Annotated in this window: 19 protein-coding genes; 10 read left to right on the top strand and 9 right to left on the bottom strand. The window is 66.7% G+C overall.

Features of this window, described 5'->3' with window-relative positions; translation table 11 throughout:
- Positions 1-12 precede the first annotated feature (12 nt).
- The 6 genes from kduD to rhmD all read right to left on the bottom strand — a co-directional run bounded on the left by kduD (position 13) and on the right by rhmD (position 5495).
- A complete protein-coding gene (gene kduD, locus A7E77_RS11710; protein ID WP_063688181.1) occupies positions 13-765 on the bottom strand; it encodes a 2-dehydro-3-deoxy-D-gluconate 5-dehydrogenase KduD in 753 nt (250 codons plus the stop codon).
- A 132-nt stretch (positions 766-897) separates the two neighbouring features.
- Positions 898-1740: a 5-dehydro-4-deoxy-D-glucuronate isomerase gene (kduI, locus tag A7E77_RS11705; RefSeq protein WP_063688179.1), complete on the bottom strand. Its 843-nt coding sequence runs from the start codon at positions 1738-1740 to the stop codon at positions 898-900.
- A complete protein-coding gene (locus tag A7E77_RS11700; RefSeq protein ID WP_063688177.1) occupies positions 1740-2687 on the bottom strand; it encodes an amidohydrolase family protein in 948 nt (315 codons plus the stop codon). Before A7E77_RS11700 ends, kduI begins: the two co-directional genes overlap by 1 nt.
- A complete protein-coding gene (locus A7E77_RS11695) occupies positions 2687-3436 on the bottom strand; it encodes an SDR family NAD(P)-dependent oxidoreductase (protein ID WP_063688175.1) in 750 nt (249 codons plus the stop codon). The genes A7E77_RS11700 and A7E77_RS11695 overlap by 1 nt, the downstream gene beginning before the upstream one ends.
- The gene (locus tag A7E77_RS11690) at positions 3433-4296 is read right to left on the bottom strand and encodes a fumarylacetoacetate hydrolase family protein (protein WP_063688172.1); all 864 of its coding nucleotides are present in this window, start codon (positions 4294-4296) and stop codon (positions 3433-3435) included. The genes A7E77_RS11695 and A7E77_RS11690 overlap by 4 nt, the downstream gene beginning before the upstream one ends.
- Before the next feature lie 11 nt (positions 4297-4307).
- Complete coding sequence (gene rhmD / locus A7E77_RS11685) at positions 4308-5495, bottom strand: L-rhamnonate dehydratase (protein ID WP_063688170.1); 1188 nt, start codon at positions 5493-5495, stop codon at positions 4308-4310.
- 136 nt (positions 5496-5631) lie between these two features.
- Between rhmD and A7E77_RS11680 the strand changes: the two genes are divergently transcribed.
- From A7E77_RS11680 to A7E77_RS11640, 9 genes are all read left to right on the top strand, one after another.
- Complete coding sequence (locus A7E77_RS11680) at positions 5632-6396, top strand: SDR family NAD(P)-dependent oxidoreductase (RefSeq protein WP_063688168.1); 765 nt, start codon at positions 5632-5634, stop codon at positions 6394-6396.
- A 221-nt stretch (positions 6397-6617) separates the two neighbouring features.
- A complete protein-coding gene (locus A7E77_RS11675) occupies positions 6618-7412 on the top strand; it encodes an IclR family transcriptional regulator (RefSeq protein ID WP_043059125.1) in 795 nt (264 codons plus the stop codon).
- 101 nt (positions 7413-7513) lie between these two features.
- The gene (locus A7E77_RS11670; protein WP_078462285.1) at positions 7514-8326 is read left to right on the top strand and encodes a rhamnogalacturonan acetylesterase; all 813 of its coding nucleotides are present in this window, start codon (positions 7514-7516) and stop codon (positions 8324-8326) included.
- Entirely contained in the window at positions 8314-9543 is a 1230-nt protein-coding gene (locus tag A7E77_RS11665; RefSeq protein WP_078462284.1) for a rhamnogalacturonan acetylesterase, read from the top strand. The genes A7E77_RS11670 and A7E77_RS11665 overlap by 13 nt, the downstream gene beginning before the upstream one ends.
- A gap of 1 nt (position 9544) precedes the next feature.
- The gene (locus tag A7E77_RS11660; protein ID WP_063688164.1) at positions 9545-10513 is read left to right on the top strand and encodes an alpha/beta hydrolase; all 969 of its coding nucleotides are present in this window, start codon (positions 9545-9547) and stop codon (positions 10511-10513) included.
- The gene (rhaM, locus tag A7E77_RS11655) at positions 10510-10827 is read left to right on the top strand and encodes an L-rhamnose mutarotase (RefSeq protein WP_063688162.1); all 318 of its coding nucleotides are present in this window, start codon (positions 10510-10512) and stop codon (positions 10825-10827) included. Before A7E77_RS11660 ends, rhaM begins: the two co-directional genes overlap by 4 nt.
- Positions 10824-13778, top strand: coding sequence for a beta-galactosidase (locus tag A7E77_RS11650; RefSeq protein WP_063688160.1), 2955 nt, complete (start codon positions 10824-10826; stop codon positions 13776-13778). Before rhaM ends, A7E77_RS11650 begins: the two co-directional genes overlap by 4 nt.
- 20 nt (positions 13779-13798) lie before the next feature.
- Positions 13799-14911 carry a glycoside hydrolase family 105 protein gene (locus tag A7E77_RS11645; RefSeq protein WP_063688158.1) on the top strand — a complete coding sequence of 371 codons (1113 nt, stop codon included), beginning with the start codon at positions 13799-13801 and terminating at the stop codon, positions 14909-14911.
- Entirely contained in the window at positions 14911-16413 is a 1503-nt protein-coding gene (locus A7E77_RS11640) for an MFS transporter (RefSeq protein ID WP_063689924.1), read from the top strand. The genes A7E77_RS11645 and A7E77_RS11640 overlap by 1 nt, the downstream gene beginning before the upstream one ends.
- 16 nt (positions 16414-16429) lie before the next feature.
- Here A7E77_RS11640 and A7E77_RS11635 read toward each other — a convergent pair whose 3' ends face one another.
- The gene (locus A7E77_RS11635; protein ID WP_063688156.1) at positions 16430-18370 is read right to left on the bottom strand and encodes a rhamnogalacturonan lyase; all 1941 of its coding nucleotides are present in this window, start codon (positions 18368-18370) and stop codon (positions 16430-16432) included.
- Between the two features lie 209 nt (positions 18371-18579).
- Here A7E77_RS11635 and A7E77_RS11630 point away from each other — a divergent pair, with 209 nt between their 5' ends.
- Positions 18580-21753, top strand: a complete 3174-nt coding sequence (locus A7E77_RS11630) for a TonB-dependent receptor (protein WP_226341732.1) — start codon at positions 18580-18582, stop codon at positions 21751-21753.
- A 40-nt stretch (positions 21754-21793) separates the two neighbouring features.
- Here A7E77_RS11630 and A7E77_RS11625 read toward each other — a convergent pair whose 3' ends face one another.
- Together A7E77_RS11625 and A7E77_RS11620 are read right to left on the bottom strand one after the other, a co-directional pair.
- Positions 21794-22447 carry a DUF6250 domain-containing protein gene (locus A7E77_RS11625; RefSeq protein ID WP_226341731.1) on the bottom strand — a complete coding sequence of 218 codons (654 nt, stop codon included), beginning with the start codon at positions 22445-22447 and terminating at the stop codon, positions 21794-21796.
- Complete coding sequence (locus A7E77_RS11620; protein ID WP_063688150.1) at positions 22447-25209, bottom strand: hypothetical protein; 2763 nt, start codon at positions 25207-25209, stop codon at positions 22447-22449. The genes A7E77_RS11625 and A7E77_RS11620 overlap by 1 nt, the downstream gene beginning before the upstream one ends.
- Positions 25210-25240: the final 31 nt, after the last annotated feature.

The raw sequence follows: 25240 nt of genomic DNA, 5'->3' as shown, positions 1-25240 counted from the left end.
GGCTGGCGCGACCTAGCGCGCCAGCCACCCGCCATCGACGGCGAGGATATGGCCCTGGACGTACGCCGCGGCGTCGGAGGCGAGGAACACGGCTGCGCCGCCGAGGTCGGCGGCATCGCCCCAGCGCCCCGCCGGGATGCGATCGAGGATCGCGGCGTTGCGCGCTTCGTCGGCTTGCAGCGCAGCAGTGTTGTTGGTCGCGATGTATCCCGGCGCGATCGCGTTCACGCTCAGCCCATGCTTCGCCCATTCGTTGGCGAGCAGCTTGGTGAGGCCGCCGATCCCCGACTTTGACGCGGTGTAGCTCGGCACGCGGATGCCGCCCTGGAAGGTCAGCATCGAGGCGATGTTGATAATTCGCCCCCTGCCCTGCGCGATCATGTGGCGCCCGGCCGCCTGACAGAGGAAGAACACCGACTTCAAATTGGTGTCGACCACCGCATCCCAATCCGCTTCGGTGAAATCGACCGCATCGGCGCGGCGGATGATCCCGGCATTGTTGACCAGGATATCAAGCCCGCCGAGCCCCGCCACCGTCTCGTCGACGATGCGCTGTACCGGCTCGATGCTCGACAGGTCGGCCGAGACGATCAGCGCGCGGCGGCCGAGATCGCGGATCGCTGCAGCGGTGTCCTCGGCCGGGGTGCGGCCGACCAGCGCGACATCGGCGCCGGCCTGCGCCAGCGCGATCGCGATCGCCTGCCCGATGCCGGTGTTCGCACCGGTCACGACCGCGACGCGGCCCGAAAGATCGAAGGGGTTCATCGTTACGCTCCTCCCCTCCCTGGAAGGGAGGGGCCGGGGTGGGTGGGGTTCGGGGATACGGTGGCCGGCAGTGCTCGCCCGTCCGTACCGCGAGCACGCCACCCCTCCCCTGTCCGGGGAGGGGCTAAGCCGTTACGCCAGCTGACAGATGTCCAGCACGGTCATGTCGGTATAATCCTGGTTCTCGCCCGCCATCGCCCAGATGAAGGCATAGGCCTTGGTGCCCGCCCCCATATGGATCGACCAGGGCGGGCTGATCACCGCTTCCTCGTTCTGCATCACGATGTGACGCGTCGCCTCGCCCTCGCCCATGAAGTGCATGACGCGGTCGGTATCGAGGTTATCGAGTTCGAAGTAGAAATAGATCTCGCTGCGCCGCTCGTGGATGTGCGGCGGCATCGTGTTCCACACGCTGCCGGGCTTCAGCACGGTGAGGCCCATCACCAGCTGCGCGCTGTCGCAGATGCCGGGGATGACGAGCTGGAAGATCGTGCGCTCGTTCGATTCGGCGAGGCTGCCGCGCTCGAGCGCATTGGCGTCGGCGATACCGAGTTTCCGCGTCGTATAGGCCTGATGCGCCGGGCATGAGGCGAGATAGAAACGCGCGCCGTCACCCGAAAACTGAACGTCCTTCGCGCCCATCGTGACGTAGAGGCAGTCCTTGTTGCCGAGCGTGAAGCTCTCACCATCGACCGTCACAATGCCGTCGACCTTGCCGACGTTGACGATCGCCATCTCGCGGCGCTCGAGGAACGGATGGCCCGCCGCCGACGCCGGCTCGGTCTGGTCGGGCAGCTTGACGCTGCCGCTCGCCACCGCGACGCCGCCGATCACGAAGCGCTCGGCGTGCGTGTAGTTCAACACGCACTCGCCGTCGCGGAACAGTCCCTGGATCAGATACCGATCGCGCAGCTCGTCGTTCGACACGCACTCCATCATGTCCGGATGCGTCGCGTAATAGGTCCGGTCGTACATCAGTGATTGTCCTTGGTAAGCGGCAGGTCGAGCCCCAGCCGATAGATGCGGTTGGCGTTGCCGGCGAACAGCGCACGGCGGTCGCTATCGCCCAGATCGATGACGGCGGCATGGCACGCCTCCATCTGCGCGTCGATACTGCCGAACAGGCGGTCGGTCGGCAGATCGCTCGCGACCATCGCCCGCTCCGGGCCGAACAGATCGATGACGGTGCGCACCGTGTCGCGCACGAACGCCGCATCCCAGTCGCGGCGGGCGAATCCGAAACCGGACAGCTTCACCGCTACCTGCGGACACGCGGCCAGCGCAGCAAGGCCCCGACGCCAGTCGTCACACCCATCGGCATCACTCAACACCGCCATGCCAGCATGGTTGACGACCACCGGAACCTCCGGATGCCGCGCGGCGAGCGCCGCCATCGCCGGCATCTGCCCCGGATAGCATTGCAGGTCGAACGACAGGCCATGCCGCGCCAGCGCCGCAAAACCGCGCTGCCATGCGTCGTCCTGCGTCACGTCACGCGGGGTATAGCTGCGCTGCGGATCGGCGTGCCAGTTGACGATATGGCGGATGCCCCGCACCCGCGGGTGGCGTGCATGCGCGGCAAGCACTGCCTCCACCTCGGGATCGTCAAGTGCCGCGAAGGCGACGATGCCGGTCGGCAGCCCATCCGTCTCCGCCAGCCCCTCCAGCCACTCGGTCTCGGCGAGCGCGTCTGCGGGATCGGCTCCGGCATCGACATGCACCGCGCCGACGACGTTCCACCGCGCCATCTCGCGCCGGTAATCCTCGGGCAGATAGGTGCTGGCGATCGCCTCGACCGATCCGTTCGGGCCATCGTCGGCGAAGGGCGGGGCCAGCCACGGATAGCGCAGTCGCGCGAGGTCCCACAGATGGATGTGCGCGTCGACGAACGGGATCGCCGCCTCGCCGCTCTCATGCGTCATCAGTAGGTCGTCCGCCCGCCCGACGTGTCGAAGGTCGACGCGGTGGTGAAGCTGCATTCCTCGCTGGCCATGAAGCAGACCATCGCCGCGCTTTCCGCAACTTCGCCCAGCCGCCCCATCGGAATCTTGCCGCGCATATAATCGACCTGGCTCTGCGGCAGTTGCGCGAGGATCGGGCTCTCGAACGTCGCCGGGGTCAACGCATTGGCGATCACGCCCTTGCCCGCCAGTTCCTTACCCAAGGATTTGGTGAGGCCGATCACGCCCGCCTTCGTGGCCGAATAGGCCGAGGCGTTGGGATTGCCCTCTTTGCCCGCGACGGACGCGACGTTGACGATCCGGCCATAGCCGTTGGCGACGAGATGCGGCACCACCGCGCGACAGCAATAGAACAGGCCGTTCAGGTTGATGTCGACCACGCGCAGCCAGCTGTCGATCGGATATTGATCGACCAAGGCGGTCGCGCCCGTGATCCCCGCCGAACAGACGAGGATGTCGACCTTCCCCAACGCCGCAACCGTGGCATCGGTCGCGCGGGCGACGGCAGCGGCATCCGACACGTCGAACGCCTCGATATGCGTTGCCCCGATTGCCGCCTGGGTTTCGGCGAGGCGGTCGGCATCGACGTCCCACAAGGCGACGCTGCCGCCTTCCTCGACGATCCGCTTGGCGACCGCGCAGCCGAGACCCGACGCGCCGCCGGTGACGATCGCGGTGCGGCCGGCGAAGCGGCCTGCGTAGCTGGTCACGCGGGCAGCTCCATCGCGAAGGGGACGCAGGTCTGGCGCTGTTCGCCGAGGCCGGTGATGCCGAGGTGCATCGTATCGCCCGCCTTAAGGAAAATCTTGTCGGGCTTCTGCCCCTCGCCCACGCCCGGCGGCGTGCCGGTGATCAGCAGGTCGCCCGGATGCAAAGTGATGAAGCGGCTAACATAGGCGATGCATTCGGCGACCGGGAAGATCATCGTCGCCGTATTGCCGGTCTGCATCCGCTTGCCGTTGACGTCGAGGAACATGTCCAGCGCTTGGCAGTCGCCGACCTCGTCCGCCGTCACGAGCCACGGACCGACGGGGCCGAACGTGTCGCAGCCCTTGCCCTTGTCCCACTGGCTGCCGAGTTCCTTCTGGAACGCGCGTTCCGAGACGTCGTTTGCGAGCACATAACCGGCAACATGATCGAGCGCATCCGCCTGTTCGACGTAGCGGCAGGTCTTGCCGATCACGATGCCCAGTTCGACTTCCCAGTCGGTCTTCTGCGAATCCCTGGGGATCATCACCGGATCGTTCGGTCCGGTCAGGCACGAGATCGCCTTGGTGAAGAAAATCGGCTCGGGCGGCGGTTCCAGACCCGCCTCCTTGGCGTGGTCGGCATAGTTGAGGCCGATTGCGATGAACTTGCCGATGCCGGCGACGGGCACGCCGTAGCGGGGTTCCCCCTCGACCAGCGGCAGGCTGGCGGGATCGAGTGCCCCTAGGCGCGCCAGTGCCTCGGGCGTCACCTCGGCGGGCGTCACATCGGCGATCACGCCCGACAGATCGCGGATGCGGCCGTCCGCATCGATCAGGCCGGGCTTTTCGGCACCGCGGGTGCCGTAACGACAGAGCTTCATGGGACAAATCCTCAGTGCGAATAGGGGCGATGCAGCGGCACGTCGGCGTTGAGCTCGACGCCGAAGCCGGGCTTATCGAGCGCGCTCGCGCGAATGCGGCCGTTCTGCGGCACCGGTTCGCCCAGCAATTGCGGCGCGAACATCGGCACGACCTCGGTGGGGCCGGGGTGCATCATCAGGAATTCGGCGAAGGGCGAATTGTGCCGGGTGATGACGAAGTGATAGCTGTAGACGCTCGATCCGTGCGGGATCATCATCACGCCGCGGCTGTCGGCATAATTGGCGATCTTGATCAGTTCGGTCACGCCCCCGCACCAGCCCACATCGGGCTGGATGATGTCGCAACAACCCATGTCGATCAGCATGCGAAAGCCCCAGCGCGTCGCCTCATGCTCGCCGGTGGTGACGAGCAGGCCCGGCGGCGCCTTCTTGCGCAGCTCGGCATAGGCCCAGTAATCGTCGGGCGAGAGCGCCTCCTCGATCCACTTCAGCCCGCATTCGTTCCAGGCCCGATGCGCGAGCCGGGTGGCGTAATCCAGGTCGAGTGCCATCCAGCAATCGTACATCAGCCAGAAATCGTCGCCGCACTTCGCGCGCATATCGGCGAGCAGCGCGATGTTCTTCTCCATCCCCTCCAGCCCCTCGCCCGGACCGTGATGGAGCGGCAGCTTGCCACCGATGAAGCCCAATTCCTTGGCGACGTCGGGCCGCGCGCCGGTGGCGTAGAACTGCAGTTCGTCGCGCACCGCGCCACCCAGCATGTGATAGACCGGCTCGCCGCGCAGCTTCCCGAGCAGATCCCAGAGCGCAAGGTCGACGCCGGAGATGGCGTTCACCACCAGCCCCTTGCGGCCATAATATTGGGTCGAGAAATACATCTGGTCCCAGATCTTCTCGACCTCGTGCGGGCTGCGGCCTTCGAGGAAGCGGGCAAGATGCTTTTCGACGATATAGGCGGCGGGCTCGCCCCCGGTCGTCACCGCGAAGCCGATCGTGCCGTCCTCCGCCTCGATTTCGACCACCAACGTGCCCAGTACGTTGATACCGAAACTCTGCCGCGACTGGCGATATTCGGGATAGCGGCTCATCGGCGTGGCGATGTGATCGTCGATCCAATGGCCCGCGCCCTGATCGTGGTAATCCGCCCCCGCCCCGCGCGCGACGAAGGCGCGGACATGCTTGATCTTCGACAACGCCACGGCAAGCCCCTCTGCCCGGTTTACTTTCTCACTTTATGGGATAGTATACTAGCTAGTGAGACTCCGGGCGTCAATTGGCTCTTTGGCTGAAATGGCACCGGGACTACAGCACAATGGATCGACGGAGAGGAATGCGATGAAACTGCTCGAAGGCAAGACGGTGGTCGTCACCGGCGCCTCCACCGGCATCGGCCGCGCCATCGCGATCGGCGCGGCACAGCATGGCGCGGACGTCGCGATCAACTTCGCGCGCGACACGGACGGCGCGGCGCAGTGCCTCGCGGGAATCGAAGCGGCTGGCCAGCGCGGCGTGGCGATCCAGGGCGACGTCGCCGATCCCGCCACCGCGACTGATTTCATTGCGCAGGCGGTGCAGGCGTTCGGCAAGGTCGACGTCATGGTGTCGAATGCCGGCATTTGCCCCTTCCACAGCTTCCTCGACATGCCGGTCGAGACGTTCGAACGCACGATGCGCGTCAACCTGCACGGCGGCTATTATATGTGCCAGGCGGCGGCGCGGCAGATGGTCGATCAGGGCCATGGCGGGTCGATCATCGCCGTCTCGTCCATTTCGGCGCTCGTCGGCGGCGAATTCCAGACGCATTACACCCCGACCAAGGCGGGACTCCATTCGCTGATGCAGTCCGCCGCCATCGCGCTAGGCCGGCACGATATCCGCTGCAATTCGCTGCTGCCCGGCACCATCCTGACTGAGATCAACAAGGACGACCTCGCCGACGAGGGCAAGCGCACATATATGGAAGGGCGCGTGCCGCTTGGTCGGCTGGGCGTGCCGGAGGACATGGCGGGGCCGGCCGTTTTCCTCGCGTCCGACCTCGCGCGCTACGTCACCGGCGCGGCGTTGCTGGTCGATGGCGGCGCCTTCGTGAACCTGCAATAGGCGCCACCCTACCCCACCATCACGCCGCCTGCGCACGTCGCCGAGTTCGCAACGCGGATTCGGCGACGTCCGCGGCGCATGGTCCGAACTCTCTCCGGTTTGGCCACTGATCGGTCAGATATCCCGCGTTTTATCGCTCGACAGCGCCCCATGCGCCGGGCAAATAGTCCCATATTATGGCACGAGGACGCAGGTCGCTCGCGTCGCAGGAGAGCTCGACCATGCCCGCTTCCGCCGCCAAGGCCGCAACAGCCGATCCCAGCGAGGCAAAGGCCCCCTCCGGCAGCCAGACGCTGTTGCGGGGGCTCGACCTGATCGACGCCGTTGCCGATCGTCCGATCGCGCTCGCCGAACTCGCCAGCCGGCTCGGCCTGACGCGCAGCACGACGCACCGTCTCGCCAGCGCGTTGATCGACCGCCGTTTCCTCACCTTCACGCCGCGCCAAGGCTATCGCCTGGGGCCGAAGCTGCTCGAACTGGGCTTCCTCGCGCAGCAGCAGGCCGACGTCGTCCAGATCGCGCGCGACCATATCGAGGCGCTGGCGGCCGCGTCGGAAGATACGGTGCATCTCGGCGTGCGCGACCATGACCGCGCCCTGTATCTCGACAAGATCCCCGGCCGCCGCCGTGTGGAGATCAGCAGCCGCGTCGGCGACCGCCAGCCGATGACCTCGACCGGACTTGGCAAGGCGCTGATGCTCGACGATCCCGAACGGCAGTGGCAGCCGCATTTCGAGGCCGATCATAATACCGCCGATTACGACCTGTGGCTGTCGCGGATGCGCGGTTACGTCGGCCGCGGCTGCGCGTTCGACCTTGAGGAAAACGAGGATCAGATCCGTTGCGTCGCCGCCCCGATCCGCGATGCGAGCGGCCGCATCGTCGCGGCGATCAGCGTGTCGAGCGCCGCGCAATATATGTCCGACGATCGCATGACGACGCTGACCGACGAGGTGCTCGGCACCGCGCATGCGATCAGCCGCGACCTCGGCTGGCGCGACCCGGCACAGGGCTAACCCTTCTCAAATACCAATCACCGCTTGCACTATGTGGGATAGTCTTCCATACCCTGCATCACGGCCAACAAGAGCCGCGGGCGATAGGAGGATGGGTGCATATGGCGACGATGAAGCCACTGCTCAGGATCGCCGCGATCCTGCTGCCGCTGGCGGCCAGCGCCGCCGCGCAGGATCAGGCAAGCCCGATGCGTATCGTCATCGCCGGCGATTCGACCGCGAAGGATTACAACGCGCAGCAATATCCGCTGTCGGGCTGGGGCAGCATGTTGCGCTGCGCGGTCGGGCCCGAGGTGACGATCGACGATCGCGCCCAGGCGGGTCGCAGCACCAAGAGCTTCATGGCGGAAGGGCGTCTCGACGCGATCGCGCGGACGTTGAAGCCGGGCGACACGCTGCTGATCCAGTTCGGCCATAACGACGCAAACCAGGCCAAGCCCGAACGCTACACGCCCATCCCCGATTACGAAGCGAACCTGAAGCATTTCATCGCGGTCGCACGCATGGCGCATGCGCAGCCGGTGCTGATCACCCCGGTGACGCGCCGCGCCTTCAAGGACGGCCATGTCGTCCCGAGCTTCCCCACCTATTCCGCTGCCGCCAAGCGCGTCGCGGAGGAAACGAAGGTGCCGCTAATCGATCTTGCCGCGCTGTCCGAACGCTGGATCGACGCGCTGGGGCCGGACGGGTCGAAACGCTATTACCTCCATTACGCCAAGGGTGAGGGGCTGCCCGGCTATAAGGACGCGGTCGACGACGACACGCACTTCAGCGAATTGGGCGCGCGCCGCATCGCCGATCTGGTCGCGGGCGGTCTCGCCACCACCGGCCTGCCGATCGCGGGCCATGTCCTGAAGGACCGTCCGGCCCTGCGCCGCGATACGCCCGCGGGCGGCCCGTCGTGTACGCTCTGACCGCCCTGGCAGCTGCAGTGGCGGTGGTCGCGCCGGCCGCCGTGCCCGCGCGCACCTATGTCCTCGCCGGCACGACCCGCGATCCCGCCGCGATCCGCGTCGCGCCCGGCCGGGCCTATGCCGACGGGTTCGGCTATGAAGCCGATCCCCATCTCTTTTCCATCGCGGCGGCACCCGGCAATTATGCGGTGACGGTCACGCTGGGCGACCCCGCCCATGCGACCGACACGACGATCAAGGCGGAGAACCGCCGCCTGATGCTTGACGCGGTCCGCACGCGTCCCGGCGAAATCGTCACGCGGCGGTTTATCGTGAACGTCCGCAACCCCCAGCTGGCTCCGCCGCCCGCCAACGCACCCGGCGGCAGTGCGGTGCGTCTGAAGTCGCGCGAGCTCGGCGCCCTCAACTGGGACGACCGGCTGACGCTTGAGGTGCTGGGCCACGCGCCCGGCCTGCGCACCGTATCGATCGCGCCCGTCGACGTACCGACGCTGTTCCTGCTCGGCGATTCCACCGTCACCGATCAGCCCGCCGAACCCGCGGCGAGCTGGGGCCAGATGCTCCCCGCATTCCTGGCACCCGAGATCGCCGTCGCCAACCATGCGGAATCGGGCGAAACGCTGAAATCCTTCCTGACCGAGTTGCGGCTCGACAAGGTGCTGGCGAGCGCGAAACCCGGCGACATCGCGATGATCCAGTTCGGCCACAACGATCAGAAGGCGCAGTGGCCGCAGACCTATGCCGATGCGGCGACGACCTATCGCGACTATCTGCGCACCTATATCGCCGAGCTGCGCCGGCGCGGCGTCACCCCGGTGCTCGTCACCTCGCCCGAGCGGCGGATGTGGACCGCCGACGGCCATATCCGCCCGACGCTCGCCGATTATGCTGCCGCGGTTCGCGCCGTCGGTGCGGAAACGCAGACGCCGGTCATCGACCTCAACGCCGCCTCGATCCGTGTCTACGAGGCGCTGGGGCGGACGCGCGCGCCGCTCGCGTTCAACGACGACGGTCGCGACGCGACGCATCACGACAATTATGGCGCCTGGGTGCTCGCGCATATCGTCGCCGATGCTGCGCGGCGACAGGTGCCCGCGCTCGCCCGCGTGGTGCGCCGCGACCTGACCCCGCTCGCCCCCTCACAACCGCCCGCGCCCGAGGCCTTTCGCCTCGCCGCCAGCGGCGCGCACAGCACGCAACGCCCGGCAGGAAACTGACATGCCATTGGACCGCCGCACCCTGATCGCCGCCGGCCTGTCGCTCGCCGCGACGCCGCGCGTGGCGCTCGCCGCCCCCGCCGTCAGCCGCTTCCCGATCTGGCCCGCCACGCCGCCGGGCATGCCGACGCCGCCGGTCGTCGACACGTTCGTGCTGCGCGCGCCCGAGGGTCCGGCCGACAATATCGCCTGGCCGCATGTCGCGACGCCGATGCTCACCGTCTGCCCCGCGACGAAGCCGACCGGCGCGGCGGTACTGCTGATCCCCGGCGGCGGCTATGCCCGCGTCGCGGTGGGCCGCGAGCCGTCCGCCGTGGCGCGCTGGCTTGCGGCGCAGGGCGTCACAGCGTTCGACCTGCTCTACCGCCTGCCCCACGACAATTGGGCGGCTGGCCCCGATGCGCCCTTGCAGGACGCCCAGCGCGCGCTGCGAGTGATCCGTTCGCGCGCACGGGAATGGGGCATCGATCCGACCAATATCGCGGCGATGGGCTTTTCGGCGGGCGGGCATCTCGCTGCGCGCCTTGCATCGCAGTCGGCGCTCAAGACCTACGCGCCCGTAGACGCGGCGGACAGCCAGCCGACGACGATCAAGACCGTCGGCCTGTTCTTCCCGGTCATCACGATGACCCAAAGCTTCGCCCACGCTCAGTCGAAGCGCGAACTGCTCGGCAAAGCCCCCGACGCAGCGACCGCCGCACGCTACTCCGCCGAGCTGAACCTGCCCGCCGACATGCCGCCGACCTTCCTCGGCCATGCCGCCGACGACCCCGTCGTGCCGGTCGCCAACAGCATCGCGATGTTCCAGGCGGTCCACGCCCTCCCCCGCCCGGCCGAACTCCATCTCGTCGAAACCGGCGGCCATGGCCCTCGCCTGATCGGCGCCGACGGCAAGCCCCACACCTGGCTCGCGCGCTTCGCGACCTTCGCCCACCGCCACGGCCTCAACATTCCCGGAGACGACGCATGAGCCAGCCGATCGCATTCCGCATGATGCTGAAGCCCGGCATGGCGGAGGAATATCGCCGCCGCCACGACGCGATCTGGCCCGACCTCGCCGAGGCTCTGCGCGAGGCAGGAATCTACGATTATTCGATCTTCCTCGATGAAGAGACGAACGCGCTGTTCGCCGTCCTGCGTCTGCACCCCGACGACAAGCGCGACGCTCTGCCTGCTAAGCCGGTGATGCAGCGCTGGTGGGACTATATGGCTGACCTGATGGAGGTGCAGCCGGGCAACCGCCCGGTCGAAGCGCCGCTGACGCCGATGTTCCACTTCGCATGAGCCTCACCGCCGCCCTGCTGCTGGCCGGTGCCGCTGCGCCGCAGGCCGCGCCCGCGACCGAGGTGCCGCGCGTCACCTTCGACAGTCGCTCGCTGCGCATCGACGGCAAGCCGACGCTGATCTGGTCGAGCGAATTCCACCCCTTCCGCCTGCCCTCGCCCGACCTGTGGCGCGACATATTGCAGAAGATGAAGGCGAGCGGGTTCAACACCGTCGCCATCTATATCGACTGGGGATTCCACAGCCCGAAGAAGGGCGTGTACGATTTCAGCGGCATCCGCGACATCGACCTGCTGCTGACCATGGCGCAGGAGGAAGGGCTCTACGTCATCACCCGCGCAGGGCCGTATGTGAACGCGGAGCTGTCGCGCGGCGGCTTTCCGGGCTGGCTGGTCAATCAGCCGGGCAAGGCGCGCACCGACGATCCCGAATATCTCGCGGCGGTCGACGAATGGCTCGACCGGATCAACCCGATCATCGCACGCCACCAATTGGGGCGCGGCGGCAGCGTCATCCTCCACCAGATCGAGAACGAACTGGCACTGACCACCCCCGCCCAGGGCCGCTACATGCAGCATCTGTACGACAAGGCGCGCAGCGACGGCATCACCGTGCCGATGTTCCACAACGACCAGGGCCGCAACGGCTATTGGGTGCCCAAAAGCTCGGGCGTGCCGCTGACCGTGCCGGGGCCACAGGAGCTCTACGCCTTCGACGGCTATCCCGGCGGCGTCTGCGGCGTCGACAACAAGCCGACGAAGGGCGCCCCCGCCCCCGACTGGGGCCTCTACGGCCCCGGCGGCGCGAAGGGCGGGGCCAGCGCCTCGCCCCACACGCCCGGCTTCATCGCCGAGTTCGGCGGCGGGTGGTTCGACTATTGGGGGTCGAACGGCATGTATCCGTGCAACGCGATCCAGCGCGGCAGCGGCTATCAGCGCGTGTTTTACGGCACCAACATCGCCAACGGCATCGCCATCCAGAGCATCTATATGGGCTATGGCGGCACCAGCTGGGGCTGGCTGCCCGCGCCGGTGGTCTATACCTCCTACGATTACGGGTCGGCGATCGACGAGGCGCGCAACCTGCGGCCCAAGGCGCTGGAGCTGAAGCAGATCGGCCAGTTCTTGGCTGCCGTGCCCGACCTCGCCCGGCTGGAGAAGGCGCCTCCGGTCACGATCACCGGCAGCGAGGCGGTGCAGGTCTATCACGACCGCAATCCCGATACGGACGCGCGTCTGCTGTTCGTCGCGCCCAAACCGTCCAACGCGATCGGCGATGCGCGCTTCACCATCACCGCCGACCTGCCCGATGGCCGCTACAGCTTCGCGAGCGAACTCCATGGCCGCGACGCCAAGCTGCTGGTCGCCGGGGTGAACCTCGAGCGCCAGCGGCTGGTCTATTCGTCGTCCGAATTGCAGACGACGATCCGTCACGGCACGGAGGACATCGCGCTGTTCTACGGCCGGGCGGGCGAACCCGGCGAGACCGTGCTGCGCTACACGAGCGCGCCGAAGGTCACGGTGATCGACGGGCAGGTTTCCAGTGCCTTCGATGCTGCCAAGGGCGACCTACGCCTGACTTACACCCATCAGGGGCTCGCTCGCGTGCGGATCGAGGGCGGCGGTCGTGCGCCGTTGCTGCTGCTGATCGGCGACGTTGCGGCGGGGCAGAGCTTCTTTCGACAGGACGGCCTGCTGGAACGCGGCCCCGCGCTCGTCCGCCACGCCACCGTGCGGGGCGCGACGCTCGAACTGACAGGGGATACCGAAACCGCCGCACCGCTGGAGGTCTGGGGTCCGGTTCGCTCGGTCCGCTGGAACGGACAAGCGGTGCCCGTGACCCGCTCGGTCAGCGGCAGCCTGATCGCGAGACGCCCCCTGCCCGCACCGCAGCCGCTTGCACTGCCGGACCTGACCGCCGCAACTTGGCGCTATACCGAGGGGTCGCCGGAAGCCCGCCGCGACTTCGACGATTCCACTTGGGCTACCGCAGGCTCGGCACGCAACGTCGCGACCATCCGCCCGCCAACCGGGCAGCCCAATCTCGGCGCGGACTCCTATGGCTTCCACGACGGCGACGTCTGGTATCGGGGGCGCTTCACCGGCTCTGCGGACGCGCAGACCGTGACCGTCCATTACGGCGCGGGCGGTGCCGGCATGCTCCAGCTGTTCCTCGACGGCCAGCTGGTCGGCCAGCACGAGCTGGCGGGCGGCCTGCCCCGGCCGATCACCACCGGCGTCGCGGAATTCGCCCTGCCCCGGGAGGCACAGGCCCCGGGCGAGCATGTGCTGGCCGCGATGGTCCGGGTGAACGGCCACAACTGGGACCTCGACGTCGACGACGCGCACAAGGAACCGCGCGGGCTGATCTCCGTCTCGCTCGCGCGGCCGGGCGGCGACAGCTTCGCCATGCCGATCGCGTGGAAAATCCAGGGCCGCGTGGGGGGCGAAGACCTGAAGGATGTCGCCCGCGGTCCCAGCAACAATGGCGGCCTGTACGGCGAACGCATGGGCTGGACCCTGCCCGGCTTTCCCGACGGCGCATGGCCAGCGCGCAAGCTCGCCGACGCCAAACCCTATACCGGCACCAGCTGGTATCGCACCGAATTCGACCTGTCCGTGCCCAAGCGCGATGACGCGACGATCGGCGTCCAGATCGGCGATCCCAAGACACCGCGCTCGCCCGGTCGCTACCGCGTGCTGATCTTCGTCAACGGCTGGAACATGGGCCAGTTCGTATCCAACGTCGGCCCGCAACGCGTCTTCCCGATCCCGGACGGCATCCTGCACCATCGTGGCCGCAACACGCTGGCACTCGCCATCACCAGCGACGGCGCGCCCGGCAATGCAATCGAGCCGGTCAAGCTCGTCACCCTGCATCACGCACGCGGCGGCGTCGCGGTCACCGACGTGGCCGCCCCTGCCTATCGCGAACTCTATCCAACCCCCTGATCCTTCGGAGACCCTTTCCCGTGGCAGCCCTCAATCACGACATTCCCCGCGCCGAGGTGACCGCGCAGATCGCCAAGCTGATCGACAACCTCGTCAACATCAAGGACGAGACCGGCGAGTTCCTGCTCCGGCTGGAGGACGGCCGCGTCATCGACACCAAGGGGTGGAACGACTGGGAATGGACCCACGGCATCGGCCTGTTCGGCCTGTACCGCTATTGGGAACAGACCGGCGACCAGGCCGCCTGGGACGTGATGCTAAAATGGTTCGAAGACCGTTTCGCCGCGGGCACGCCGACCAAGAACATCAACACCATGTCGCCCTTCCTGACGCTCGCCAACCTCTACGAGCAGACCGGCGACCAGACGTACCTGCCCTATCTAGACATCTGGGCCGAATGGCTGATGGCGGACGACGGCCTGCCCAAGACCGAAGAAGGCGGCTTCCAGCATATCGTCTTCAACGATGAGAACCCGCAGGAGATGTGGGACGACACGCTGATGATGAGCGTGCTGCCGCTTGCGCGCATCGGCCAGATCCTGGGTCGCCCGCACTATATCGAGGAGGCCAAGCGCCAGTTCCTGATCCACATCAAGTACCTGTTCGATCGCCAGACCGGCCTCTGGTATCACGGCTGGACCTTCGACGGTCGCCACAATTTCGCAGGGGCTTTGTGGGCGCGTGGCAATTGCTGGGTGACGATCGCGATCCCCGAGATCATCGAGATGCTCGATCTTCCGCCGGGCGATGCCTTCCGCACCTTCCTGATCGACACGCTCGCCGCGCAGGTGAAGACGCTCGCCGAACATCAGGACGACAGCGGCCTGTGGCACACGCTGATCGTCGATCCGACCAGCTATCTTGAAGCGTCGGCGACCGCCGGTTTCGCCTATGGCATTCTGAAGGCCGTACGGAAGGGCTATCTGCCGCGCCATTACGAAGCGGTCGGCATCAAGGCGATCCGCGCCGTCCTCGCCAATATCGATGACAAGGGCGAACTGAAGCAGGTCAGCTTCGGCACCGCGATGGGCGACACGATGCAATTCTACAAAGACATCGCCCTCACCTCGATGCCCTATGGCCAGAGCCTGGCGATCTGTGCGCTCGGCGAATTCCTGCGGACGTACATTTGATGACCCAGACCGCCATCGCCCCCGCCCGTCCGGTCCGCTGGTACAACTTCGCGGCTTATGGATCGAACGACATCCTCGGCGCCGGATCGATGGCGGTCATCAGCACCTGGGTACTGTTCTTCTACACCACCTTTTGCGGCCTGTCGGCGGCGCAAGCGACGCTGATCTTCGGCATCGCCCGCGTCCTCGACGCGGTGGCGAGCCCGACCATCGGCTATATCTCCGATCGGTTCGGCGACACCTGGGCGGGGCGCAGGTTCGGGCGACGGCGGGCGTTCATCCTCGCCGCCATCCCGCTCCTACCCTCGTTCGCGATCATGTGGGTGTCGGGCCAGACCTTCTGGTATTATCTCGTAACCTACGTCCTGTTCGAGCTGGTCTACGCGCTCGAGATCATCCCCTACGAAACGCTCGCTGCCGAAATGGCGAGCGACTATCGCAGCAAGGCGAAGTTCGCCGGCTGGCGCATCATGTGCGGCCAGATTTCCGCGATCCTCGCCGCGATCCTGCCCGGCCGGCTGATTGAGCATCTCGGCAAGGATTCGCCCGACACCTACCTCTACATGGGCATCCTGTTTGCCGTGCTGTTCATGGGTGCGGCGACGCTGCTGTACCTGTTCAGCTGGGAACGCCCGCGCTCGGCGGAGACCGCGGCGCTCGCGCGCGAAAAGATGACGCCGACCGCCGCGATCCGCGATCTCTATCGCAACCTGTTCTCGACGCTGCGCATCCGCGCCTTCCGCCTGCACCTCGGCATGTATCTCGGCGGCTATATCAGCCAGGATATCTTTAACGCCGCCTTCGCCTATTTCGTCGTCTTCGCATTGGGCGGCACGACGCTGGCGGTGTCGAACCTCGCCGGTCTCACCTATGCGGTGCAGACGGTCGCGGTCCTGCTGGCGATCAATTTCGCGCTGCGGGCGTCGCCCGCGCTCGCCTATCGTATCGCGGGCGTGAGCTTCGCGATCGGCGTACTGATCTTCCTGGGGTTGTGGTGGAGCGGCCATGGCGCCAGCGGCTGGATCTTCGCGATCCCCGTCGTCTTTGCAGGACTCGGCCGTGGCGCGCTCAACTACATCCCCTGGGCGACCTACAATTTCATGGCCGACGTCGATGAGATCGTCACCGGCCGCCGCCGCGAGGGCGCGTTCGCCGGCGTCATGACCTTCGTACGGAAGATGTCGCAGGCGATCGCGCTGATCGCGGTCGGGCAGATCTTGCAGCTGTCGGGCTTTGTCGCCGGCGCGACCAGCCAGTCATCGGTCACCGTCCACGCGATCGTCGCGGTGATGATCGGCGGCACGCTCGCCATCCTCGCCTTCGGCCTATGGGTATCGCTGCGCTTCCGCCTCGATCCCACCACCCATGCCGTGCTGATGGACGAGATCGAACGGCTGCGCGCCGGCGCCACGACGCCCGCCACCCCGCAGAGCGGCGCGATCGTCGAGGACCTGTCGGGCTGGCGCTACGACCGATTGTGGGGCCGCAACCCGGTCCTCTGACCGGGCTGCGCGCCGTTCATTCCGGTGTATCGGATGCCTTGGTCATGCCAAGGTAGAAGCCCGTGTGCGGCGGCTGATTATACGCCGTGTTCTGCCACGCTATGCCGGCGCGATAGATCGGGTCCTGCAACAGCGTGGTGATCCGGTGCGTCGTCGGCCACGGCGTCGTATAGATGCGCAGCTCGCGATTGTCGGCGCTGCGCCACACCACCTCCTCGCGCCAGTCGCCAATTAGGTCGGCCTGGAGGGCAGGCGTCGCCTTGGTGCCGTTGTTGGACGCCGCGCCTTCCGCCACCAGTAGCGGTTCGGCCTTGCCCGTCTTCCAGTTCCACTTGCTGATGGTCGTGCCGTCCAGCAGTTCGCGCAGCAGATCGCCGTCCCACCAGATCGCGAAGTTGGTCTGCCTGGGATGCGGCCCGATCGCCTTGCCGTGCACGTCATAGAGGTCAGGCTGGTTTGCCCCCCACATTTCCTCGCCGACATACCGCGGGTCGATATCGGCGCTGAGTCCGCGGCCGGTGTCGGTCTTGGCGGGCTTGGTCCACAGTATCTCGCCGGTCCGCGCATCGAGCAGTGCCGATCCGATCCCGCCATTGTGCAAAATCTGTTCATGAACCCCGAACTTCTCCAGCCCCGGTCGCGATGGATCGAGGTCGCCGACGTGCATCGTGTCGCCATGGTAGAGCGGCTGCGTCCACAGCCCCTTGCCATCGGCGCTGACCGCCATTGATCCGTAGATCACCTCGTCACGCCCGTCGCCATTGACGTCGGCGATGCTCAACTGGTGATTGCCGCGATCGGCGTAATCCGCGTTGCCCGGCTGGTTCGTGTCGAACAGCCAGCGTTCGGTCAGCTTGCCGTTGCGATAGTCCCACGCGGCGATCGCGGTGCGCGCATAATAGCCGCGGGCGAAGATCATGCTCGGGTGCCGCCCGTCGAGATAGGCGACGCCCGCCAGAAACCGGTCGACGCGGTTGCCGTACGCATCGCCCCACAGCTTCGCCATCTCGGCAAAGCCCGGATCGTTGCGGGGGCCGCGCGGCGGATCGTAGGGCGCGGTGGCCAGCGCCTTGCCCGTGCGCCCGTCGAACACGGTCAGATATTCCGGGCCGGTCAGGATACGCCCGGCGAGCTTCGCGACCATCCGCCCGTCGGCGGTGACATGCGCGCCGGTCTTGTCCGCCTGCGGCACCTCGCCGTCATGCTGGCGCCAGTCGGCCTTCGCGTCGCCGATAACGGTGCCCAGGCCATCGACCGTGCCGTCGGCGGTCTTCATCGCCACTTCGGCGCGGCTATCGCCGTCGAAATCCTGCACCAGGAATTGCGTGTAATGCGCACCGGCGCGGATGTTGCGCCCCAGGTCGATCCGCCACAGCCGCTTGCCGCCCAGCGTATAGCCGTCGAGATAGACCGGCCCGGTATAGCCACCCTGGCTGTTGTCATGGCTGTTGGTCGGGTCCCATTTCAGCACCAGATCGGGCTGACCGTCGCCGTCCAAATCGCCCATACCGACGTCGTTCGCCGTATAGCTATACGCCTCGCCATCCGGCGTCGTGCCGCCCGCAGGGGGATCGAGCGGGATCGACCAATAGCCCTTCGCCCAGACCGGCACCGCCGGCGTCATCGCGCCTGCCGTGCCCGGCGCGATCATCCGCACCGCATAGCGGCTGGCCGGCGTGCCGTCGGGATCGCGGAAGTTGGTCGATTGCGTGACGGGTGCAGAGGTCACCTTACGTCCGTCGCGATAGACGTCGAACCCGACGCCTTTGGGATCGGACGACAGCGAGCGCCAATCGATCAGCACGCCGCCGCCCTCCGCCGGCACCGCGACGACACCGCGGTCCAGCCGTTCGGCCTGCCGCGCCGGCCCTTCCGCCCCCGCCTGCACGGACGCCGCCACGCCCGTTGCCAGCAAGACCCAGCCCGCGATTCCGCTCCGTAATGCCTGCCGTCCCATCGCATTCCTCTCCAGACGCATCGCGCCGCTTACCCCTGCGCCGCCTCGTCGGTGCGGCTTGCGACAGTGATAGCACCCTTTTTCAAAATTCCAATCTATACGATTGCATTCCACATTGTGGTTAGTTACAAAGCCAATCGAGAATGGGGCTCCACCGCCGCCAACCCGCGCAGATCGGGGGCAGGCATGGACGCATGAGGGAGGATGACATGACGGGTTCCACTGCATTCACGGTTTCGCGGTCCGGTGCCCGCGCCATGCTGCGCACCTCGGCATGGAGCGCCCTGGCGTTTGGACTGATCGCAGGCACACCCGCGCTGGCACAGACCGCAACCCCGACCGCGCAGGCCCAGCCCGACGCCCCCAAGCAGGACCTCGACGAAAAAGCACCGGGTGACATCGTCGTCGTCGGCACCCGCGCCTCGCTGCAATCGGCGATCCAGCGCAAGCGCAACGCCGGCACCGTCGTCGACTCGATCGTCGCCGACGACATCGCCAGCTTCCCCGACAAGAACGTCGGCGACAGCTTGGCGCGTGTCACCGGCGTGCAGCTGAGCCGCGACTTCGGCGAAGGCACGCAGGTGTCGATCCGCGGCGTCGAACCCGACCTCAACCGCGTCGAAGTCAATGGCGTCAGCCAGGCATCGGCTCTGGGCTCGCGCGCTGGCGACTTCCGCGAACTCGCCACCGAATTGGTCAAGTCGATCGACGTCTACAAGGGCTATCAGGCGAGCCTGACGGAAGGTGGCTTGGGCGGCACCGTGTCGATCGAAACGCGCAAGCCGCTCGAATTGAGGAAGCCGCTGGGAACCGTCGTCTTCTCCGAACAGCACCTCGACCTGACGCAGGACTGGCGTCCGCGCGCCACGGTGATCCTGGGCACGCCGAAGTTCCTGATCGACGGCCTCGGCGTCCTGTTCAACGCAACCTACGACGACAAGTCGACCCGCCAGGATTATGCCAGCAACACTGGCTGGACCCGCCTCGCCGACTTCGATCACTCCGATCAGAAGACCGTCGCCGATCCGCTCTATTCCAACTTCAACACCTATGCGAGCTGCGCAGGCGTTGGCGGCCAGAACGCGTCGAATGCGACAGCGCGGCGGCTGGCATGCGAAACGCAGTTCTTCGATTGGGCGCCCAATGGTCCGCGCTATCGTAACCTCGTCCGCCGCGACAAGCGCCTCTCCGCCGACCTGACGGTCCAATATGAAGTGGCGCCCAACTTCCGCGTGTTTGGCGAGGCGGTAATCAACAATCGTGATCAGCGGTTGTTCGACACCAACTACGCGCTCGACCTTGGACGCTTTCAGCGCTTCCCCCTCGATGCCCAGCTACCAGCGGGCCTCAACGGTGGCACGTCGCGCCCGCAGGTTCAGCAGAGCAGCGCTACGGTCAACGCCAATCACATCGTGACGAGCTACACCACGGCGGCGAACCCGGTGAATATCGGCAGCGCAACCGCCCCGAATTACAGCGGCTCCAGCAACATCCTTGGCGTCCAGCGCCGCGACTTCCAGTACAATCAGCAGTCACGCTACTATCTCGGCGGCTTCGATTGGGACTTCGACCGTGTCAAGGTGAAGGGGCTTGTGTCGCATTCGACGGCGGACACCAACGGCCAGACAAACCTGATTTCGCTGTCGACCGGCATTTCGAGTGTTCAGGTCGATACGCGCAACAGCCTCGGCATTCCGGTCTTCACGTATCCGAGCTCGATCAATCCGGCCGATCCCAGCATCTACACCAACTTCACGCGTCCCGGTAATGGGATTGGCACGACGTCGACGGTGCTCGGACCGACCGTCCAATATCGTCCGACATTCTCCGGCAACAGCGAAGACCAGCTGAAGCTCGACGTCGATTGGCTGGTCGAAGCCGGTCCACTGAAGAATATTCAGTATGGCGGCCAGTTCCGCAATCAGGACTATCTGCTTTACAACGGTGGCGGGTCGCGGATTTTGTCGGGGGGCGGGACCAGCGCGCCGGTGTACCAGACCAGCGCCAACGTGTCGTACACGACCAGCATCGTACCGACGGTCACCAATCGCATAACGCCGACCGGCACGATCGGTGGCGGCGGCTACAACGTTCAGCTGACGCAGGCGGAATATGCTGCGCTGCTGACGTCGCTCGGTGCGACCAGCGGCGGCGCACCTTTGTTCAGCGGACTGAAGGGGGCACCAAGCGGCATTCCTGATCGGATCGCGTTCGCAAACTTCACCCCGCAACTGATCGGTCAGTTGTACGATCTGTCCGGGTTCGATCAGGATCTGCTGTTCCAGTCGGACGGGCTGCCCCAAATCCCACAGGCGAAGATCAACGAGAAGATCGCCTCCGGTTACGTGCAGGCGAATTTCGACACCCGGGTTTTGGGCATGCGCCTGACCGGCAACGCCGGCGCACGCTACACCTATACACGCGATCAGGGCACGGGCACCAATATCGCCCGCGTCACCCGCTTTACGGCGACGGGCGGCACCGAAACCGTCTTCCTTCGCGCCCAGCAATTGTCGCTCACGAACAGTTACTTCGATGTCCTGCCCGCGTTCAACGCAGCGCTCGAGATCACGCCTACGCTCGTGTTGCGGGCAAACTGGGCAAAGAATCTGGCGCGGCCGAAGCCGCTGGACCTCGTGCCCAACATCAACTGCCTCGATGACGCGACCGTCGCTGCGGCCGACGACATCTGCACTGCCGGCAATCCCGCGCTCAAGCCCTATCGCGCCGATGCCTGGGAAGCGAACCTCGCTTGGTATCCGAACCGCGACACGCTGGTGAGCATCGGCTATTACAAGAAGTACGAAAAGAGCTTCGTCGTTCCGAACGTCACCCGCAGCGGTGTCGACCTGTTCGGTGACGGCATCACCTACACTGTGCGCCAGCCGATCAATGGCTTCGGCGCCTTGCTCGACGGTATCGAAGCGAGCGCACAGACCGCGTTCACGTTCCTGCCGGCGCCGTTCGACGGTCTGGGTGCCTCCGGGAATGTCACCTTCGCCCGCGCGATCCGGACCAACCTGACCAATAGTGCGACCGGTCAACCGCTCGACGAATATCCCGGCCTGTCGAAGTGGACGTACAATGCCAGCGTCTTCTACGATAAGGGGTGGCTCAACGCGCGGCTCAGCTATAACTATCGCTCCGACTGGCTGGTCGAGGCGGTCAACAGCGCGAACAGCAACAACCCGATCTATCGTAAGGGCGAGGGCTATCTGGACGGTAAAATCACCTTCCGCTTCCCGCAGTGGCACTACAGCCTGTTCATGGAAATGCAGAACATCAACAAGGAATATTCGCAGAGCTACATCAAGAATATCGGCACCGTGGAAGTCTATTACCCGGGCCAGCGCTTCTTTGCGGGGTTCCAGCTCAAGTTCTGACAAGGCACGGGCCGGATCGCCAGACGATCCGGCCCTTTCTCTATGGACGCGAGAACCGCACGTTCCGCACCCGCAAATGGCTGCGGGTCGAGCGCAAGCCGAACCAGCCGCGCGTGTAGGGCGCAGCGTCCTGCATCGTGAACAGCCGCACGCCGTCGCGCGCCACGGCGATCTCCTGCCCGTTCGCGATCAGGCGGATATGCATCCAGCGGTTGGGCACCAGCATCGCCGCGGCGTCGCTGCGGTCGTGTTCGGGCAATAGCGGCCGATCCCCCGGCCGGCCGACATAGCGCCGCATGCGCGTCGTCGTATTCCGGTTGCCGCCGATGCCGACATAATAGGTCTTCAGCGTATCATATTGCGCGAAGGCGCCGTTGCGCGGCCGCGCGAGCACCGATCCGCCGGTCACCGTCGGGTCCTGCGCCATCCAGAAGGCGTTAACGTCGCTGACCGCATCATGCGGGCCGCCCGCCTGTACCGCCATCACGTCGTAATCGATCGCGACGGGTCCGGTCAGCGGGCGAGCATACCAGAGCGTCACGCCGTCCGCCGCATCGATATCGATCACCCCGCCGCGCCGCAGCGTGACCTTGGCCCCCGGCTCCGCCTCGATCCGCCAGCGCGACAGGGTTTCGCGCGCGCGCGCCGCCGGCGCCGCGACCACCACCGCGGCGAGCAGCAGCGCACGCACCATCACAACGTCCCGCCGTCCATCAGCGGCGCGAGCAGCACCAGATTGGCGGTCGCCGCCAGCCCCCATTGCGCGGCATCGTTGGTCGACACATCGGCCAGTTCATCGACCGGCTTCAGCACCGCAGGCGGCAGGATGCGACGCGTGCCCTTGGTCTGATCGCGACCCGCGCGGTCGCCCGCGCCGGTAAATTCCGCCCACGCGCGCCGGGCGAGCGCCGTGTCCTTCGTCGCCACGGCGGCATAAGCGGTGAAGCGCGAATGTGCCTGCGTCAGCGCGCGCCCCTTGCCGGGATCGCCGGTCTTCACGCGGAACGCGGCTTCGGGCGCGTTATAATAGGCGCAATAGTCGATCCACGCCGCGCGATAGGCGGGCACGTCGACCAGTTCGAGCAACTCGGCCATCGTTTCGAACACGCCGAACACGCCGTTGAGATGGCTCATGCTGACGGTATCGCCGCCGCCCACGAACCGCCCGGTGGCAAGATCGAACGCCGCGCCGCCCGCGAACCATTGCTTGGGCAAAGTCGGGATGGTGCGCATGCCGGCGACGATCCGGTCGCGCCAGCGCGTATCGCGCGTCCGCTCCCATTCGGTCATCCAGGCGGCGACCAGCGGCCCCCAGATCGTGCCGAACGACATGAACACCTGCCCCTCCGGCAAGGGCTTTTCGGAGACGACCGCCCCCGTCCCCACAGTCGCACCGTCATTGGGCAGATGCGCGCCGACCTTGCGCATGATGTCGACGGTGGCGAGCATCCGGTCGCTGTCGATCAGCGCGTGCATCAAGTCGCCGCAGCGTTCGTCGGCGGCGAGGTAATAGAAGATGCGGCGATAGGCGGCGTTGGAGATGCGCGGCTGCTTCGAGCTGTCGCCCCAATGCTGCACGCCGTGGCGCGTGCCGAAGCCCTTGAAGCGGCCGGTGTGATAGACGTCGACCTCGCCCGTGTGGCGCGTCATCGCCTCCGCCATGCGGAACACGTCGGCGCGGCCGGTGCGCAGATAGGCGTACCAGAGCCACAGGTCGCTCGACAGCTCGCTATTATCCCAGGCGAAACCACCGATGTCGTAACGCCAGACGTGCCGGTCGTCGTCATAGCTGTGCATGACGTCGCCGTAATTCCAGAAGCCGTACCAGCGACGCTGCTCGATCTGGCCGATGTAGAAATCCAATTCCCTCGCCGCGCGGGTCTCGATGCCGCCGCGCACCCCCGGACCAGGCGGGGTGGCAGGCCCCCAGATGCCGAAGACATGGGCGTCATGCACCGCGGCATTGGCAGCGACGATGCGCGGTGGGCGGGCGACCTGCGCCGCCATCTGCGCGAGGCGCGTACGGCTCGGCGTCGCGGGCAGCGCCCATAGCCGGAACTCGCTGGTCCGCGCGATGCCCGACGCATCGCCCCAGCCGGGCTCATAATCCTCGTAGGTGACGTCGAGCCCCAGATTCTGGTGCGCGTAATCCGCCATGCCCATCGTGCCGTGATAGAAGCGCAGGTCCATCGCCGGCGCGTCGGGCGCGTGATACCAAAGCGTGAAGCGCGCCGCGTCGCCATCCGCGCCGGCAACGTCGAGGCCCACCGGGCAGCGCTGCCAGAAATCATGCATGGCAAAGGCAACGCCGCCGCTCGCCCCGCCGATATAGCCGAGGCCCGCGGCGCGCTGACCGCCATCCACGTCGACCCAGCCATGGCCCGGTCTGGTCCGCTTGGTGATCGCGAAGCCATCCGCATTGGGCTGGCGCAGGCGGAATTCGCCCCAGGCCGGGATATAGTCGAGCTTGTCGCGCACCGCCGCCGCCATCTGGCCGATCGGCGGTACGGCGCGGCCCTCGGCCTGGGCCGTGCGGAACGCCTTGCCGGGATCGCGGCGCAGGCCGGTGAGCGGCCGCACCGCTTCCGCCCACAAGCCGCCATCCTGTCCGGCGAAGCGGATGTGACGGTCGTACAGCGCGTCGCGCAGCGGCGCCTCACCGGTGACGCCTAGGCCGCGTACGAAGCGCTTGGCGGGATCGCCATCGAAGATCAGGCTATGCACCACCCGCACCGACGCGGAGCCCGCATGGAAGTAGAGGCGGAGCGAGAAGGGCAGCCACCGCTCGCCCTCGCCCTCATGCTGGCCTTCGACCCGCACCACCGCGCGGATCGGCCCGGTCTGTTCGACCACCGCACGATCAATGCGGCTGGCGTAGCGCAACCGCCGCGGGGCGGCCTCGGCATCGTCGTCGGAACCATCTTGCGCCGATGCGGTCAGTGCCACGTTGCGCAGCACCTCGCGCCCGCCACTCGTCGCGCTGCGGATGATCGCCGCGCCGCTGCGGCCGATCGTCCAGCGCGTGTCGCCTACCGCGACCTCGATCGCGTCGCCGCGCTCGGTGACGCGCACTGCGGCGCCAACGCCGCCGGCCTTCCCCGCCTCGACCCGCAGGTCGGCTGCCAGCGCCGCATCGGAGGGCACCGCATGGCCGGTCCATTTGATCGAGCCATCGGGCCACCATGCCAGCGGCCAGCTCTGCACGGATTGCGTCGCCCCGCCTGCGCGGACGCGGTATGCATCGGCCATTCGCGTGCCGCGCGGCCAGGGCTGGCCCCAGGTCATGCCCTCATGCGCTGCGGGTGGGGTGCCGTCGAGCCAGCCGGCATTGCCGCCGGTCGCGCCTGTCGCCTTCGCGACGGCATCGGCGGCGGCGACCGCCTCCGTGCCCATCACGCTTGCCGCGGTCGCGGCCGTCGTCGAAAGCAGGAACGTCCTGCGGCTCCAGTCGGCCATGTCCGGCATCCTCTCAAATATAGGACAGCTT

The organism is Sphingomonas sp. NIC1 (genome assembly GCF_001638925.1).
GTDB lineage: Bacteria > Pseudomonadota > Alphaproteobacteria > Sphingomonadales > Sphingomonadaceae > Sphingomonas > Sphingomonas aquatilis.
Note: the sequence above shows the minus strand (reverse complement) of the source record. Positions and strands in the feature narration are given on the sequence as shown.

Bases quoted from the DNA above. Each gene is read 5' to 3' on its own strand.
- kduD (WP_063688181.1), bottom strand. From the start codon at position 765: ATGAACCCCTTCGATCTTTCGGGCCGCGTCGCGGTCGTGACCGGTGCG.
- kduI (WP_063688179.1), bottom strand. From the start codon at position 1,740: ATGTACGACCGGACCTATTACGCGACGCATCCGGACATGATGGAGTGC.
- A7E77_RS11700 (WP_063688177.1), bottom strand. From the start codon at position 2,687: ATGACGCATGAGAGCGGCGAGGCGGCGATCCCGTTCGTCGACGCGCAC.
- A7E77_RS11690 (WP_063688172.1), bottom strand. From the start codon at position 4,296: ATGAAGCTCTGTCGTTACGGCACCCGCGGTGCCGAAAAGCCCGGCCTG.
- A7E77_RS11680 (WP_063688168.1), top strand. From the start codon at position 5,632: ATGAAACTGCTCGAAGGCAAGACGGTGGTCGTCACCGGCGCCTCCACC.
- A7E77_RS11675 (WP_043059125.1), top strand. From the start codon at position 6,618: ATGCCCGCTTCCGCCGCCAAGGCCGCAACAGCCGATCCCAGCGAGGCA.
- A7E77_RS11670 (WP_078462285.1), top strand. From the start codon at position 7,514: ATGGCGACGATGAAGCCACTGCTCAGGATCGCCGCGATCCTGCTGCCG.
- A7E77_RS11660 (WP_063688164.1), top strand. From the start codon at position 9,545: ATGCCATTGGACCGCCGCACCCTGATCGCCGCCGGCCTGTCGCTCGCC.
- rhaM (WP_063688162.1), top strand. From the start codon at position 10,510: ATGAGCCAGCCGATCGCATTCCGCATGATGCTGAAGCCCGGCATGGCG.
- A7E77_RS11650 (WP_063688160.1), top strand. From the start codon at position 10,824: ATGAGCCTCACCGCCGCCCTGCTGCTGGCCGGTGCCGCTGCGCCGCAG.
- A7E77_RS11640 (WP_063689924.1), top strand. From the start codon at position 14,911: ATGACCCAGACCGCCATCGCCCCCGCCCGTCCGGTCCGCTGGTACAAC.
- A7E77_RS11635 (WP_063688156.1), bottom strand. From the start codon at position 18,370: ATGGGACGGCAGGCATTACGGAGCGGAATCGCGGGCTGGGTCTTGCTG.
- A7E77_RS11630 (WP_226341732.1), top strand. From the start codon at position 18,580: ATGACGGGTTCCACTGCATTCACGGTTTCGCGGTCCGGTGCCCGCGCC.
- A7E77_RS11625 (WP_226341731.1), bottom strand. From the start codon at position 22,447: ATGGTGCGTGCGCTGCTGCTCGCCGCGGTGGTGGTCGCGGCGCCGGCG.
- A7E77_RS11620 (WP_063688150.1), bottom strand. From the start codon at position 25,209: ATGGCCGACTGGAGCCGCAGGACGTTCCTGCTTTCGACGACGGCCGCG.